We start from the raw sequence: 15,095 nt of genomic DNA on the forward strand, positions 1-15,095 counted from the left end.
AAATATAAAAAGATAGAAAGAAAATAAATAGAAACCCCAGATAAAAGGGACTGTGAAATTCAGTCTTTAAAAGTCCACTTGTATAAGAAGTTATACTCGAGGAAGAGGGGGAATATTATGAATCTACCCATATATTTTGCGCTTAAACATAGCAAAAAAAGAGATTAAGATAATAAGAGTTCAATCTGGTTTCCCTTATAAAACTGGACAATATAAATTACAATGTATTGATTGATTCCCGTATTAAACTTATAATAATTAGTTTTGCAGTTTAAAAAGAGAATCAAAAAATAGTTGTCAGAGAATAATTAGAAAGATAATGGCCTGCCATGAATGAACTTTTTTTATCAGAAATTAGAGGTAGCAGAAGTGAAACTGAAAGGGATCCATAAAACTGTTTTATTTACATTTCTTATCCTGCTGACGCTTGGCAGCACAGCGTCAGCAAGATCCACAGTGTATGATGGTGACATTGAGGAAGGAGAGGTATATCAGCTTAACAATTACGTAATAGAAATTACCGATATCTTCCCTGAAGCCAGCACAGCCTCATACTATGTGTACGAAAAAGATAAGGAAATCACAAATGGCCTGCTGAATATAAACGAGAGCTTCGAGTTTGATTTTGAGGATTCCGGGAAAGTCCAGATGCGTCTGAAGTCCGTGCATAGCGGAGGAGTATTACCCAGAGCTACAGTTGAGATAAGCATATCAAACTACAACATAGGAGACCTCTATGCAAGCGAGGTTATTGAAAGCGGACGCTCGGAGGCAAGCTTCGCAGGGGACCCAAAACTTGTAATAGTCAAGAGTATCGATAAGTCCGAAATTGAGGTAGGAGACACCATAACTGTTACTGTAACTGCAAAAACTACCGGAAACGATGCTGCAACCAATGTGCTGTTTACGGACCCCAAGCAGGAACATTTTGTCCTGGAAGAAATTACTTACGAAGTTTCGACCAGTATACCGAAAATTGAGTATGGGAAATCAGTCCCTGAAACCCTGGTGTATATATATAAATTAAAAGCAACCGAGGCAGGAACCTTCGACCTCAAAGCTGTGACTGCTACATATACGAACAGTGCCGGCCAGACCTACCAATCTTCTTCCAACATGCCTTCTATTACCGTAAGTGAAGGAAATAAGCAGAGTGCGAATGTTGACACCATAATGAATGTTGATCTCTCATCTGTAGAAAGGAACGAAAAAATTACCGCAACCATAATCCTGAGGAATAACGGAAGTGCCCCCGCCCAGGCTGTCCGCCTTGATATTATGATTCCGGAAGGTATGGAATATGTGGGAGGAGACGAGGGGATTGAAACCATAAGCGGAACCCCAAGGATATACATTGAAACTCTGCAGCCCAATAACGACAAAGAGTTCAGGTACACTTTAAAAGCAAAAGAAATGGGAACTTACAGTATAAATTCAGAACTTTCATATGAGTACAATAACGGTGTAGATACCCAGAACATTAAGCAGAAAGAGGAGTTTTCAACTTCCAAAATCAGTGTAAAAGAAGGAAAGTTCGATTTTCTGTTAAAAAACCCTTTATACATCATAATTCCGGCAATCATACTTGCAGTCATTGGATTTCAGATATACAGGCGGCACAGGGAATACAGGTATTAAAAGTACAGGTATTAAAAGAGGAGAACTGTAGTAATAAAATGAGGGGAAATAAAAGCCGTGATTGATTCCAGACAGGGAAACTGTTAATTCACCTTTAAAATGGAGGAGTTTTTTTGCTCAATATACTGGTAATAGGAAACGGGCAATGTGGAAACAGGATTCTGGATTCCATTAACCAACATGCAATGGGAGGGGGAAAAAGCTGCAACAAGCTTGCAAAGTTTTATTCAAAACAGAGATTTAAAAGCCATGTTGAAACCCTTGCCTTTAACACTGCCATTAACGACTTAAAAGAAATGAAGTTTACAAAAGCAAAGGATAGAGTCCATATACCCCACCTGCACGGAGTCGGTGCAAACCGAAATATCGGAAAGCGGGTCTTTGAAGAAAATAAAGAAATGATTATGCGGCAGATTGAGGAAAGAGGTAATTTTGATATTGCCTTTGTACTGACCTCAGCTTCGGGAGGTACTGGTTCCTCTTTTACCCCTCTTCTCGTGACAGAGATGAAAAAACGCTATGATTATCCTATTTATTGTGTTGTTGTTCTCCCTTTCAGAGAAGAAGGGACCCTTTACCTTCAAAACGCAGCCTTTTCTATCCGTGACATCCGTCAAAGCGGAGCAGACGGGATTATCCTTGCTGATAACCAGTACCTGAAAAATATAGGAGGAAGCATCCAGGATGCCTATAACGGCATCAATGACATGATTGCAGAACGTCTTCTCTTCCTCCTCGATGCTCTTGACAGTGAGATGATGATGGTAACGGACCTGGGGGATTTCAAGACAGTAATGAGCGGGGGTACAGGACTTGCAACGATCGGCTTTTTCAGGGCTGATAAGGAAATTCCTATCAAAACGGCAATCCAGAATGCACTCTCTCCTTCAGGCCTTCTGTTTTCAACCAATGTTTATGAAGAAGCAAGCAGGGCAATGATCATAATCAAAGGCGACCGCAAATACCTGAGCATAGACGACATCTCAACTGAAATAGAAAAGCTTTCCGGAGCCATAGGGCATGTCTTCAAGGGGATAGTCGTATGCAATGGAGAATATCCGCAGATCCTTTCACTCCTTACCCTGGAATCAGCCCATGAGCTAGAAAAACTCTATAATGTAGCAGTCCAGGCAATCCACTATGAAAAAGCAAAAAAACAGCGCGTGGAAGAAGGAGTGGAAATGGAAAAAACCTTTTCCCAGATTGAAGGGTTGGAACCTGAATATTGAAATACAGGTGCTTCTCCTTCGGACCTTCGTCCCATCTTCTTCTGACTTTTCTACTGTAATCTTTTTCGATTTGGACTTTTCGATTATAACTATGTTGATCCTGAATTTTTGTATTTTCTAAAGTCACAGAGGATTCATGATCTGTTCATGCCCATTGAATTAAATATTACCAAATAAATAAGGAATGGCAATAAATCATACCAATTTTTGGAAATAATTGATCTTATAAGAATTAATCGAATAAAGTAGTTAACTTTATGTAATACTCATTCTCTATTAAATTAGAGGAAAGTAACATGAAAATCTCCCCCTGTATTAAATTAACTAAAATTATTTTCATAGGAGTGCTTATCGCTGCCCTGGTTGTAAGCTCAGGGTGCACGAGCAAATCCACTCCCTCTGAGGACGAAATAAGCACGGCTCCAGCAGAGTCTGCAGGAATCACCACAGGAACCGATGAATTAGCAGAGTCTACGGGAACCACAATCACAGATGGGTTCGGCAGGAGTGTAACCATACCTGAGAACGTAGAAGAGGTCGTCTGCTCAGGATCCGGGTCCCTGCGATACCTTGTATACCTGCAGGCCCAGGACCGAGTAGTCGGAGTTGACAGCCTGGAAAAGAAGGAGTCGGAGATAGAAGGCCGACCTTATGCCCTTGCAAACCCGCAGCTTAAGGACTATCCCCTTATCGGCGAGTTCAGAGGCAATGATGACCCCGAAAAGATAATTATGGTCAATCCACAGGTTATCTTGAGAGCCGGCACAACTGGCCAGCCCCCTGCAACAAGCGCCGTTGAAGCTGACACTCTTCAGGATAAAACCAACATTCCGGTAATCTCATTTCCTTACGGGTCTTTGAAGAATGAGGATCAGAAAGCCGAAATGTACAGTTCACTCCGGATAATGGGTGAGGCAGTGGGTAAACAGGAAAGAGCAGAAGAGGTCATCGCTTATATAGACACTGTGATGGAAGACCTCGAAAAAAGGACTGCAGACATTCCGGAATCCGAAAGAAAGACAGTCTATGTCGGAGGAATAAGCAATGCAGGAGCTCACGGGATAATTTCCACTGAACCAGCTTATCCGCCATTTCTCTGGGTAAATGCAAATAACGTTGCAGCCGGAATAGGCACAGACCATGCAGATATTGCCAAAGAAGCGCTTGTGGACTGGGATCCCGATTATATCTTTATCGACATCGGTACAATCCAGCTGGGTAACGAAGGAGCCATTGGAGAGCTCAAGAACGATCCGTCACTCAAAGGGCTTTCAGCTGTGAAGAATGGTAATGTTTATGGGGTGATCCCCTACAACTTCTACAGCACCAACTATGAGTCAGTGCTTGCAAACGCTTACTTTGTAGGAAAAATGCTCTACCCGGACCAATTTGAGGATATCGACCCTGAAACCAAAGCCGACGAGATATATACTTTCTTCGTTGGCAAACCTGTGTTCTCTGACCTAAATAGACAGTACGATAACCTGGGATTCAAGCAGATCCCGCTATAAAACGGAGGGTATAAATAAGTGCATTTTGCAGATGGAGCGGTTCCCGAAGAATACCTCGTATACGTGCGAAGAAAATACTTCTGGATTATGGGGGGGTTCCTGTTCCTCTTCATTATGTTTATCTATTCAATCTCGGTAGGAGCGGTAACAATACCTCCTCGTGAGGTATTACAAACCCTGATGGGCCAGAGCGTCTCTGATGCATGGGATTCGATTATCTGGAACATCCGCCTCCCTCAAGCCCTGGCTGCGATAGTTGCAGGCGCCGGGCTCTCAGTTGCAGGGGTGGTAATGCAGTCTATCCTGCGAAACCCTCTGGGGTCTCCGTTTACTCTCGGAATCTCAAACGCCGGAGCTTTCGGAGCTGCCTTTTCGGTAATTGTTCTCGGAACAGGAAAGATGCAATCGAGCGTTGCAAATGCCGTCATCATCAACAACCCTTACCTGACCACAATGGTAGCTTTTATTTTCTGCCTTCTCGCCACAGGAGTGATCCTGCTCATCTCCCGGATCCGCGGGTCTTCTCCTGAGGTAATGGTGCTTGCAGGCGTTTCACTATCATCCCTCTTTACCGCAGGGACGATGTTCCTGCAGTACTTTGCTGACGATACCCAGCTTGCAGCAGTTGTCTTCTGGACCTTTGGCGATGTCGGAAGAGTGAAGAACTGGATGGAACTGGGAATTATGACAGGAGTTGTCCTGTTATCAGTCATATTCTTCATTGCCAACCGATGGAATTACAACGCAATCGATGCAGGGGATGAGACTGCAAAAAGCCTCGGTGTCAATGTGGAAAAGATCAGGCTTATAGGCATGATTATTGCTGCACTGGTCTCGGCTGTAATTGTTTCGTTCCTTGGTGTCATAGGGTTCGTGGGGTTGATCTGTCCACACATGGTAAGACGGGTCATAGGGGATGACCAGAGGTACCTGATCCCGGGCTCAACCCTCCTTGGAGCAATCCTCCTTCTGGTATCGGACACCGCAGCCAGGCTTATAGTGTCACCATATGTGCTTCCCGTCTCTATCCTTACAGCTTTCATGGGAGCACCGACTTTCATTTACCTGCTTATCAGGGGGTATAAACGATGATTCTTTCTGTAGATGAACTCCAGTTTTTATATCGTAACCGTAAGATCCTGCATGAAATCGCCTTTTCAATCGATGAGGGCGAAGTTGTTGCAATCCTGGGGCCCAACGGAGTTGGCAAGACTACCCTGTTAAAATGCCTGAACAGGATCCTCAACCCAAGAGGGGGAACAGTCCATATAGACGGGGAAAACCTTTCCGCCCTCGGGACTATGGAAATTGCACGCCTTATTGGCTATGTACCGCAGCGTGTTGAAACAGGAAGGCTGACAGCTTTTGATGCGGTCCTGCTGGGACGGCGTCCCCATATCAAATGGGATATTACGGAAAAAGACCTCAAGATCGTCGATTCGGTCTTCAAGTTACTCTCAATGGAAAACCTGCGCCTGTCCTATATCGATGAGATGAGCGGAGGCGAACTCCAGAAGGTAGCAATAGCCCGTTCCCTTGTCCAGGAACCAAAAGTCCTTCTCCTCGACGAACCGACAAGCAGCCTTGACCTTAAGAACCAGGTGGAGATCCTTGCAAATATCCGGCAGATAGTACTTGAACACAGGATTGCGGCTGTGATGACGATGCATGACCTCAACCAGGCTTTCAGATATGCAGACCGATTTATTCTCCTGAAGGAAGGAAAAGTTCACGCCTATGGAGGAGTGGAAGTAATTACCCCCCAGGTAATCGAAGAAGTATACGGTCTGCCAGTCGTTATCGGAGAGATTTCAGGTATGAGGTGTGTGGTTCCGGGGAGTCCGACATGGGATTGCAAAATAAGCTATGCTGCAAGTAAATAATAATTAATAAAAAAAGCAGCACAACTGTGAGCAACAAAAGTGAGCAACAAAACAGTGGGTTGAACTTTCTGAAACCTCATATTCGAGGCACAGGAAAGATTTAACTTTTTAAAAAGAACAAAAGGAGGTTTGCCGGAAAGGCAAACTCAATCCTTAAATGGAAAAATCTCTTGAATGGAAATTTCCAGGTTTATCTGGTAATCATCATTTCTGCGGTTTCAGGCTTGTAGAACCAATCTTTCGGAAGTACCTTTTCCTGTTTGTAGTACTTAACAAGCCTTCTGACCTTGGATTCTGTAAGGTTGAGGGAACGCTTGTTGTGGACATCTTTCTTGTTAATAGAAAGGTGTTTCCTCAGTTTCAGAGCCTTCACGATGAGGTTTGTAAGGTCTTCAGGAATGTTAGAATAAACGTTGTTTTCCTTGAGGATTGCTGTGATCTTCTTGCCTGTGATGAGCTTGGCGTCAGGGACTCCATAGCGGTCTCTTAAAATCATTCCGATTTCGGATGTAGAAACACCCTGTTTCCAGAGGTCCAGTGTAATTGAAGTAACTTCTTCTGCTCCAATCTTGCACCACTCGGGCGCTTCGGTTCTGTTAGGTCTGGTGGAACCTGAATTACCTTTTCTTTTGGTATGCATTTTTGCCATATCTGATTCTCCTGATATTAATTGATCGATACCCGAAAGAAAAACTCTTCGGGCTGAGGTTATATCTTTACCGATTATAACGGACCAACACATCGATCGGGAGATTTTAAATCCGCCACATCAAACTGCTGCGTGGCTTTTTCCAGGAACTCCTGCAAAAGCGTAATTGTTTCGGTAAAAACATCACTAGAGATTGCACCATATAATATATACTTTGTGTCGGGAAAAAGAGGAAAAAAGTTAAAAGCATAAAAATAGGATCAGAGCCTTTTCCAGCGAAAATATTTTCTGAAACAGGCTTCAATCCCCCTTCAATATCCCCTTCAATATTCACATTAAATATCCACATTAAATATCCACATAAAATATCCACATAAAATATCCACATTAAATATCCACATAAAATATCCACATTAAAATGGTTTCCAGAGGTAAAGGACTATTCTTGCCCCTCCGGGATTTATCTGCCTGTAAATTGATTCTATCCCGGTATCCCTTAGAACCTGAGCCTCAGAGAGATCTTCAGCCTTGATTATGGCACAAACAGTCTCGTTAATCTCACCTGAAAATTCAGCTTCGAGTTCTGCCCTTATCTCCTTTTCGATATAGTCTGCCAGCATGCCTTCAAAAAGAGAGAGTTCTGCAGTGGATGTATTTTCGGGATAGGTCTCGGAATCTAGTGCAAAACCTGCTTCAAGAAGGTCTGAAAAATAGGTATTAAATTCATCTTCCGTTGAGGAGGAATTTTCCTCACCCGCATTTTCAGAAACCCCATAAAGCAGGGTCTCAAAAGACTCATCTGCATCCTCTCCGAAAACTGACCCCGAATAATCCGACGGGAAAAGCAGCTCAACAACCGTCCCTGCCCCTTCAAGAGCCGCGGCATCAAGAGAAGCATGAAAAGCCTGGAAAAGTGCTGTTGAAGCTTCTTCGTCAGAAGCGTTAAGTGAAGCTTCAAGTACGGAATCATTCACACAGACAAGAAGAGCATCCTTAGAAGGTGCACTTGCATACAGAGGCATGGATAATTTTGTACTCTGTCGGATAGCATCCGCAGGAGGTTCTTCTCCGACTATAAGTTCACTTCCCATCGGGAAGGCTTCCACGGGATGCCAATAAGCTTCAAAGCGATAAGAAAATCTCCCTGCAACCTTTTTGTCCAGATAAGTAGCTATAGTTTCAGAAGCCTGATCGGAATAGTTCTCAGCAAGTGGATTAAGTGAAACAGCTGAGCCGCTGTTTGATAGGGTAAGGGATATGGACAGGTAGTCGGCTGTCAGGTCAGCAAAAGTCCTGTGTTTCTGCTCCTTTTCGAAAAGGGTATGAGCAGGACTTTCCACAATTGAGTCTTCGGGGACTGAAACGTTAAGTACTGAAAGAGGAGAGATTTCGTATTCGAAGTCCTCAAGTTTACAGGAAAGAAAGGATTCTAACAGATAAGAGTCCAGTTCTGAAGAAGTTACATATCCAGCTGCAATATACTGCTCATCAGCCTGCAGGGAAGGCATAAGAAGGACCCCGGAAAGTGAAATTAACACAAGCAAAAATAGGGCATCAAAAACGGTAGAATAACCTGAAGATTCCCAAATATAAACATAAGATTTCTTAACAGCATCACCCATTACTTCTGAATCATTTACTTTTAGTGACGCTCCGGAATTTTGAAAAGCTCTCAAAGGTTTCATCTATTTCACCTATTTCTGTTCTTAATCAGATTTCCTGTCCGGGGCCAGTCAAATCCTGCTTTCAAGAATTGCTCCTGCTTGATTCTGTGCTTGATTCTGTGCTTGATTCTGTGCTTGATTCTGTGCTTGATTCTGTGCTTGATTCTGTGCTTGATTCTGTACTTAATTCTGTGCTCAATCCTGCGTTTGCCCCTGTCACATCCACGGAGTTTTATAAAGCACCACAGTAAGGGTTCCAGGAACCGATTCTGCGGGATTCAACTCGATAACAACCGGTACTGAAGCTGCAACTTTTTCCTGTTTTCCCATGAGATACCCGGGTTCAACAATTTCAGGATCGATTAGCCACTGCCAGCGCCCATCTTCGGTCCGAATTTCAACCAGAAACGGATAGTTTCCGGAAAAAGCCGCAAAAAATTTCGTTTTTTCATCCTGTCCATCGGGGCCTGAAAAATTATCAAGGGCTGATGCAGAAAGCATGCCGGGACTTTCTGCTCTAAAAGCAGGTGCTTTTGCAAGCGTTCCTGCAAGAAGGGAAGCGCTTTCATAGTTCTCAAGGGCAAAAGAGCTGTCCTCATATCCCATGTATGCCCTGGAGAGAAGGGCTGTAAAGACCACGAAACCTATGACCGCAAGAGCAGTGGCAAGAAGATCTGAATGTGGTTCAAGAACTCCTCTTTCATCCCTGAGGATTGAAATATCAGATTTTTTCCAAAATTTTCTTCCAGCTGCCAGTAAATAATTGGTAAACAAGGACACAACCTTATTGAGAAACAAAGATCCAACCTTATTGGTAGACAAGGACACAACCAAAAGCAGAAACCTCCTCATTGTCCTTCACATAAATAAGTTCTTTTTTTATGGAGATGTTTTCACCTGCATTAAAAACCATTTCTTCAGTCCCGGAAACCTGAAGGAAAGCCTTAATTTTGTGACTATCAGCTGTAAGGGGAGAACTTTCACTCCCCTCAGCCCCAAATTTTGTATTCAGCTTTTCCCGGAGTATGTACTCGTTGAAAGGCAGGACCATGAAGGCAAAGGGCCTTACAGCACTGAAACTTTTTTCATCGTATTTCGCCTTCAAATGGACATATTCCCCTGAAACACAAATCTCTATATTTTCCCCGAATGGAGAAGCCAGAAAGACTTCATTCTCATCAAAATGAAAGGAAAGCTCCTCCTGATTCCTCAACGGATTCCCTACCTGGTTCTCCACCTGATACCCTTCCTGATACCCTTCCTGATACCCCTCCTGATACCCCTCCTGAAAACTTCCTGCTCCAGCTTTATCTACTGCGGTTTTGAAATCCCTTGCAAGGAAATCTAGCTGTTCCTGTGCCTCAAGATCTTTAAAACCGGCAGCCAGTTGAAAAAGGGCTGCAAAGAGGATTACGCTGGCAAGAATAAGGGCTGCTTTTGAAATTAAAAAATCAGCCCATGCCGAATCATCCCCTGAAAAATCCTTTATCATACGGACCTCTCCTAACCTAATGTTTGCTCATCAGCTCCGGTTTCAGAGATCAGTACGAAAAGCCTTCCGGACTCAGGCTCGGTCTTTGTTGAAAGGAATACTCTGTGCCTTCCCGGACCAAGTGAAAAGGGTCCTTTAAGCTCTTGATTCGAAAAGGAAGCAACTGCGGGATAAAAGGTTGACTTTCCTCCAGTGGTGATACAATAATTGTCCGCATCCTCAGGCCAGTTCCCCTCCTGACCAGGAAGAATCCCGAAATTTACGGATGCTCCGTCAGGTATCCTTATCTCAAAGGCAATTTCACTCCCTTCTCCGCGTATGGAGAGCTGTTCAGCAGAAGCTGTTAGTTTTGAAACCTCCTCCAGGGTCTTCTGTTCCTTTACCCCCTCCAGAAAATCAGAAACGTAGACGGAAGAGAGAAGCAGAAGTACCGCAAAGAAAATACCCGTAACTGTAAGCCTGAAAGGAAGCCCAAATACAGCAGACTCATCAGTTTCAATATTACAGGCTAAAACTTGATCATTACCAGCCGTGAATTTATCCCCCACACTGAAATTCCGGAAAACTCCGGAAATTTAGAACAATAAAATTTAGGTTGTGTGGTTATAAAAAGATTAGCTTTGGTTTTGATAGAAAAATGAGACAATAAATATATGGTCCAATAAATATCCTCAAAAATAATAAAAAGATAAATAGAGAATATACGTGAAAGAAAAAAAGGAATGGAAAAAACGATGCCTAAAAAGAACAAAAAGAATATATTCAGTTCTGATGCCCTGTAATTTTTCCAATAACTTCTTCCAGCGTTAGAAGTTCCTGTTCTCCAGACACCATATCCTTGAGGGTCAGTTTTCCTGCCTCGAGTTCTCTTTCCCCGACTATGACCACGTAGTCAGCATTGATGTTATTTGCATAGGTTAGCTGGGCTTTAAAATTGCGCTCCATGAGGTCTATATGGACAGGCAGGTAACCCCTCAGGGTAGTTGCAAGTTTTGCAGCTTCCAGATGAGTTTCGGGCTTTGAGACCAGCACCAGTTTTTTGGGTTCCGGGGTTTCGATCGGACAGATCTCCATTATCCTGTCAAAACCTATCCCGAAGCCTGTAGAAGGCACATCTCCGCCACCGAAAAGCTGGATAAGCTGGTAAGAGCCTCCCCCGCAGACCTGCTTCTGGGCGCCAAGACCTTCAGCATAAACCTCAAAGACCATACCCGTGTAATAGTCAAGCCCGCGGGCAATCCCGAAATCAAGTGAGTAATTGACGCCGTATGCATCAAGAAGTTTAAGGGTCTTTTCAAAACTTACAAGCTCGGGGATGTTCCCGACTATTTCTTTTACCTGTGGGAGGATGTACCTGCCTTCAAGGTGTATCAGGCGTAAGAGGTCGGACTTCAACTGTTCTTCTGCCCCAATTTCCTCAAGCAGAGCTTCAAGGCCTGCATACTCTTTCTTATCCACAAGCCTCATGACCTTACTGACGATATCGGATTCAAGCCCTTTTAAAAGTGTACGGATCACTGCAAGGTTTCCAAGCTTCATGTCGCCCTGAATGCCAACGGCTTTTAACAGGGAATCGGCAAGAGCAATGATCTCGGCGTCCGAGTCGGGTTTTCCGCTTCCGATGAGTTCGACCCCAAACTGCCAGAATTCCCTGAAACGGCCTTTCTGGGGGCGTTCGTAGCGGAAACAGTTTTCAAAGTAGAATAACTTCAACGGCTTGGGGAAAGACTGAAGTTCATTTACATACATCCGCATTACAGGAGCCGTAAGTTCCGGTCTGAGGGTCATCTCCCTGCCTCCTTTGTCCGTGAAGTTGTAGAGTTCCCCTATAATGCCTTCTCCGGACTTAAGGGTGAAAAGGTCCAGATGTTCAAACGTGGGCGTAATGATCTCACTGTAACCCCAATTGCGGACAACATTTCGCATAACGCTTTCCACGTACCTTCTCCGGGCAGTATCTGTGGGTAAAAAGTCCCGGGTCCCTCTTGGCCTGTTGACTGTCATTTTTTAATGCACCTGGTATATATCAAATTTTAGAGAATTTATGCTGAAGACTAACCACCTGTTTGGATAATCAGTCATAACCCATCAAGCAGGAAAACCCTGGGTCTTTAGCTCAGGGGTAGTTGACAAGCAGCATATAAAGCTCCTAAGCAGGATATAAAACTCTTGTTAAGCCTATATATATTCTTAATCTGCAGATTTACAACATATCCTGCAGTTGCACGGAAGCTTCTCTGTTCATCTCAGTTATTCTGGATGGAGTAGTCAAAAACAATCTATTTTACTTTTTCGTTATTTGCTCATTACAGGTTAAGAATATGGACACAGAAAGGAGTTAAAAAAGTAGATTATATAAATTATATAAAGGAAAAATCCACAAATAGAATATAAATACAATGTAAAATAAAGTAGAATGGATTACAAAAGGTATAGTTTTCGCAATCAAATAACCATAAAGCAAATAAAGGCAAGTTTGCACTGGTTAATATAATAAACAACTTAATATACATGATTACACTAAATATTTGCGATCACCGTGTCTGAGCAAAGAAATGTACCTCTGAGGAAGCATCTGCTGGCCCTAAAGCCCTGCCTTCATGGAGGGCTAATTCAAGAAACGTCTGAGACTTACGGGATTCCTGAAAGCGAAATTCTTGATTTCAGTGCGAACTTTAACCCGCTGGGAAGCCCTTTTGATTATCCAGAAAATGAATTAAACTTTGACGAGATTCTAAAAAATAGCCTTGAAAAATTTAGGGAGTATCCAGACAACAGATATATGGAGTTCAGGGAAGCTGCTGCCAGGTTTGTAGGACTCGGGGTAGCTCCATATAATATAATTCCTGGCAATGGTTCAACTGAAATTGTCAGGCTTGTAGTTGAATCTGTGGTAGAAAAAGGAGACAAGGTCCTTTTACCATGGCCGACTTTCGGAGAATATGAGATGCAGTGCCGGATCATGGGAGCAGAGCCGGTACATCCTGCACAGGAAGAAGTAAATACACTCTCGGATGAGATGCTGGATAAAGCAAAGATCCTTTTTATCTGTAACCCGAACAATCCGACGGGAAAACTCCGTAGTAGAGAAGAACTTAAAGCTCTTGCAGAACGCTGCAGGGAGCATAAAACACTTCTTTACGTAGATGAAGCCTTCATTGAGCTATCCGATCCTTCAAAGAGTGTTGCAGACCTTCCTGCAGACAACGACTATGTTTTTGTCATGCGCTCCCTTACAAAAGACTTTGCGATCCCCGGGATCCGGATGGGATTCGGGATAGCTTCTCCGGATATGGCTGAGATCTTGAACACAACAAGGTTGTCCTGGAACCTCGGAGCTCTTGCAAACATCACCGGAACCGCACTTCTCAATATAGAAGGCGGGATTGACAGCCCATACCTGAAAAAAGCAAGGAAAATGATCCTGGAAGAAGGAGAAAAACTCAAAGCAAAACTTGACAGGATAAGGGGCTTTGAAGCCGGGGAAGTAAATGTTAACTTTATCTGTGTCAACATCAGCAAATTCATGCTTGACTCAAGTGAGCTGGCTGCCCGCCTTGCAGCCCGCGGAGTCCTTATCCGGGACTGCGTTTCTTTCCACGGTCTCGGAAAAGATTACATAAGGGTTGCAGTCAGAACCGGAGAAGAAAACGACAGGCTCATTACTGCAATAGGGGACGTTATCGTCGAGTGGGGCAGAGAACAGGCAAAGAACGAACTGCAGCACGTAATCGAAAAAGCCAGTGAAGAAGGCATTGGAGGCAGGAAGACATGCGAATATTACCCCTGTCATTTTGAAGGCCAGAACTGCACCTTCTGCTTCTGTCCGTTTTATCCCTGTGAAAACGAAAAAACCGGAGGAAAATGGATCAAGAGTTCAAGAAGCGGCAGAATATGGAGCTGCGTTGACTGTCACCTTGTCCATAAGACGGAAATCGCTCAGAAGATCCTTGACTGCCTTATGCAGGAAGGAGACACCGATGAACTTATAAAAGTAGCCTGGAAAAAAGTAATGGAGCCTATTTTATGATTATCCCTGACAGCGGGCACCTTGCTCTGGTACTTCTGCTCGCTGCAGTCATCGACATTGTTTTTGGGGAACCTCCTGCTGCAGTTCATCCCGTTGTCTGGATAGGAAAATTAATCAGTTTTTTGAAAAACGCAGCCCCAAAAACCCATCGAAAAATCTATGGTATGGCAATGGCTCTTTGCTGTGTTTTCTTCGCATCTTTACTGGGCTATTCCGTCCTCTACATTGCAGCCCTTCTTGCAGCCCTTCCGGGAATTCCGGGCATTTTACCACTTTTTATAGAAGCCTATTTCCTGAAAGCCACCTTTGCGATCAACTGCCTGCTGAGCCCTGCCAGGAAGATTTACAAACACCTTGAAGAAAACCAGTTGGAAAAAGTAAGGGAACTGCTCCCTATCTACGTAAGTCGGAACACCTCCAAACTGACAAAAATTCAGATGTCTTCTGCAGTTATAGAATCCGTTTCCGAAAATTATGTGGACGGCGTCCTGAGCCCGATTTTCTATTACGCCCTTTTCGGAGAACTCGGTCTTGTGGCTGCCTACGCATTTAAAGCCATAAGCACCCTTGACTCGATGGTAGGGTATAAAACCGAACCTTACAGGGAACTTGGATACTTCTCAGCGAAGTCCGATGATGTGTTGAACTGGATCCCTGCACGGATTTCAGTTATCTTTATCCTTGCTGCAGCCTTTACAGTATCCTTATTCCCTAAAAACGGAAGAAAAATCAATCCTCTCGACAGCATAAAGACCGCTTTAGAAGACGGGATGAAGACTCCATCTCCCAATTCCGGCTATCCAATGGCTGCTACTGCCGGGGCTCTGGGAGTTAAACTTGAAAAACCCGACACTTATGTGCTGGGAGCTTCATACCCGCCTACCGAAGTAAAAGATATAAAAAGGGCATCCCAATTAATAGCAATTGCTTCAGGGTTTTCACTTGTTGCGTTTGTGGCAGTAATCCGGATAACGGGAGTTTACCTGTATCCGTGATCTG

At 43.7% G+C, this 15,095-nt stretch carries 14 protein-coding genes; 7 read left to right on the forward strand and 7 right to left on the reverse strand.

The window, feature by feature from the left end:
• Nucleotides 1–369 precede the first annotated feature (369 nt).
• The 5 genes from MSWH1_RS13305 (at nucleotide 370) to MSWH1_RS13325 (ending at nucleotide 6,261) form a co-directional block, all read left to right on the forward strand.
• Nucleotides 370–1,638, forward strand: a complete 1,269-nt coding sequence (locus MSWH1_RS13305; RefSeq protein ID WP_197073938.1) for a BatD family protein — start codon at nucleotides 370–372, stop codon at nucleotides 1,636–1,638.
• Between the two features lie 113 nt (nucleotides 1,639–1,751).
• On the forward strand, nucleotides 1,752–2,867 hold the full coding sequence (locus MSWH1_RS13310; RefSeq protein ID WP_048129261.1) for a cell division protein FtsZ: 1,116 nt from the start codon (nucleotides 1,752–1,754) through the stop codon (nucleotides 2,865–2,867).
• Between the two features lie 296 nt (nucleotides 2,868–3,163).
• Entirely contained in the window at nucleotides 3,164–4,378 is a 1,215-nt protein-coding gene (locus MSWH1_RS13315) for an iron ABC transporter substrate-binding protein (RefSeq protein ID WP_048129263.1), read from the forward strand.
• Between the two features lie 18 nt (nucleotides 4,379–4,396).
• Complete coding sequence (locus tag MSWH1_RS13320) at nucleotides 4,397–5,470, forward strand: iron ABC transporter permease (RefSeq protein WP_048129264.1); 1,074 nt, start codon at nucleotides 4,397–4,399, stop codon at nucleotides 5,468–5,470.
• Nucleotides 5,467–6,261, forward strand: a complete 795-nt coding sequence (locus MSWH1_RS13325) for an ABC transporter ATP-binding protein (protein ID WP_048129266.1) — start codon at nucleotides 5,467–5,469, stop codon at nucleotides 6,259–6,261. Before MSWH1_RS13320 ends, MSWH1_RS13325 begins: the two co-directional genes overlap by 4 nt.
• A 190-nt stretch (nucleotides 6,262–6,451) precedes the next feature.
• On the opposite strand, the gene MSWH1_RS13330 is transcribed toward MSWH1_RS13325, so the two are convergent.
• The 7 genes from MSWH1_RS13330 to hisS all read right to left on the reverse strand — a co-directional run bounded on the left by MSWH1_RS13330 (nucleotide 6,452) and on the right by hisS (nucleotide 12,070).
• Nucleotides 6,452–6,910: a 30S ribosomal protein S15 gene (locus MSWH1_RS13330; protein ID WP_048129269.1), complete on the reverse strand. Its 459-nt coding sequence runs from the start codon at nucleotides 6,908–6,910 to the stop codon at nucleotides 6,452–6,454.
• A 106-nt stretch (nucleotides 6,911–7,016) separates the two neighbouring features.
• Nucleotides 7,017–7,298 (reverse strand): hypothetical protein, encoded by a 282-nt coding sequence (locus MSWH1_RS13335; RefSeq protein WP_156148185.1) that lies wholly within the window; start codon nucleotides 7,296–7,298, stop codon nucleotides 7,017–7,019.
• Between the two features lie 25 nt (nucleotides 7,299–7,323).
• The gene (locus MSWH1_RS13340) at nucleotides 7,324–8,595 is read right to left on the reverse strand and encodes a hypothetical protein (RefSeq protein WP_156148186.1); all 1,272 of its coding nucleotides are present in this window, start codon (nucleotides 8,593–8,595) and stop codon (nucleotides 7,324–7,326) included.
• 195 nt (nucleotides 8,596–8,790) lie between these two features.
• Nucleotides 8,791–9,354 carry a hypothetical protein gene (locus MSWH1_RS13350; RefSeq protein ID WP_048130576.1) on the reverse strand — a complete coding sequence of 188 codons (564 nt, stop codon included), beginning with the start codon at nucleotides 9,352–9,354 and terminating at the stop codon, nucleotides 8,791–8,793.
• 28 nt (nucleotides 9,355–9,382) lie between these two features.
• On the reverse strand, nucleotides 9,383–10,066 hold the full coding sequence (locus tag MSWH1_RS13355; RefSeq protein ID WP_156148187.1) for a hypothetical protein: 684 nt from the start codon (nucleotides 10,064–10,066) through the stop codon (nucleotides 9,383–9,385).
• An 11-nt stretch (nucleotides 10,067–10,077) separates the two neighbouring features.
• Nucleotides 10,078–10,614, reverse strand: coding sequence for a hypothetical protein (locus MSWH1_RS13360; protein WP_231585447.1), 537 nt, complete (start codon nucleotides 10,612–10,614; stop codon nucleotides 10,078–10,080).
• Nucleotides 10,615–10,828: 214 nt separating this feature from the next.
• Complete coding sequence (gene hisS, locus MSWH1_RS13365) at nucleotides 10,829–12,070, reverse strand: histidine--tRNA ligase (RefSeq protein WP_048129279.1); 1,242 nt, start codon at nucleotides 12,068–12,070, stop codon at nucleotides 10,829–10,831.
• Nucleotides 12,071–12,605: 535 nt separating this feature from the next.
• Here hisS and cobD point away from each other — a divergent pair.
• Both cobD and MSWH1_RS13375 read left to right on the forward strand, forming a co-directional pair.
• Nucleotides 12,606–14,096 carry a threonine-phosphate decarboxylase CobD gene (gene cobD, locus MSWH1_RS13370; RefSeq protein WP_048129281.1) on the forward strand — a complete coding sequence of 497 codons (1,491 nt, stop codon included), beginning with the start codon at nucleotides 12,606–12,608 and terminating at the stop codon, nucleotides 14,094–14,096.
• On the forward strand, nucleotides 14,093–15,091 hold the full coding sequence (locus MSWH1_RS13375; RefSeq protein WP_048129283.1) for a cobalamin biosynthesis protein: 999 nt from the start codon (nucleotides 14,093–14,095) through the stop codon (nucleotides 15,089–15,091). The genes cobD and MSWH1_RS13375 overlap by 4 nt, the downstream gene beginning before the upstream one ends.
• Nucleotides 15,092–15,095 lie beyond the last annotated feature (4 nt).

Source organism: Methanosarcina sp. WH1 (assembly GCF_000970005.1).
Lineage (GTDB): Archaea > Halobacteriota > Methanosarcinia > Methanosarcinales > Methanosarcinaceae > Methanosarcina.

Bases quoted from the DNA above. Each gene is read 5' to 3' on its own strand.
- MSWH1_RS13315 (WP_048129263.1), top strand. From the start codon at position 3,164: ATGAAAATCTCCCCCTGTATTAAATTAACTAAAATTATTTTCATAGGA.
- MSWH1_RS13325 (WP_048129266.1), top strand. From the start codon at position 5,467: ATGATTCTTTCTGTAGATGAACTCCAGTTTTTATATCGTAACCGTAAG.
- MSWH1_RS13330 (WP_048129269.1), bottom strand. From the start codon at position 6,910: ATGGCAAAAATGCATACCAAAAGAAAAGGTAATTCAGGTTCCACCAGA.
- MSWH1_RS13335 (WP_156148185.1), bottom strand. From the start codon at position 7,298: ATGTGGATATTTTATGTGGATATTTTATGTGGATATTTAATGTGGATA.
- MSWH1_RS13340 (WP_156148186.1), bottom strand. From the start codon at position 8,595: ATGAAACCTTTGAGAGCTTTTCAAAATTCCGGAGCGTCACTAAAAGTA.
- MSWH1_RS13355 (WP_156148187.1), bottom strand. From the start codon at position 10,066: ATGATAAAGGATTTTTCAGGGGATGATTCGGCATGGGCTGATTTTTTA.
- hisS (WP_048129279.1), bottom strand. From the start codon at position 12,070: ATGACAGTCAACAGGCCAAGAGGGACCCGGGACTTTTTACCCACAGAT.
- MSWH1_RS13375 (WP_048129283.1), top strand. From the start codon at position 14,093: ATGATTATCCCTGACAGCGGGCACCTTGCTCTGGTACTTCTGCTCGCT.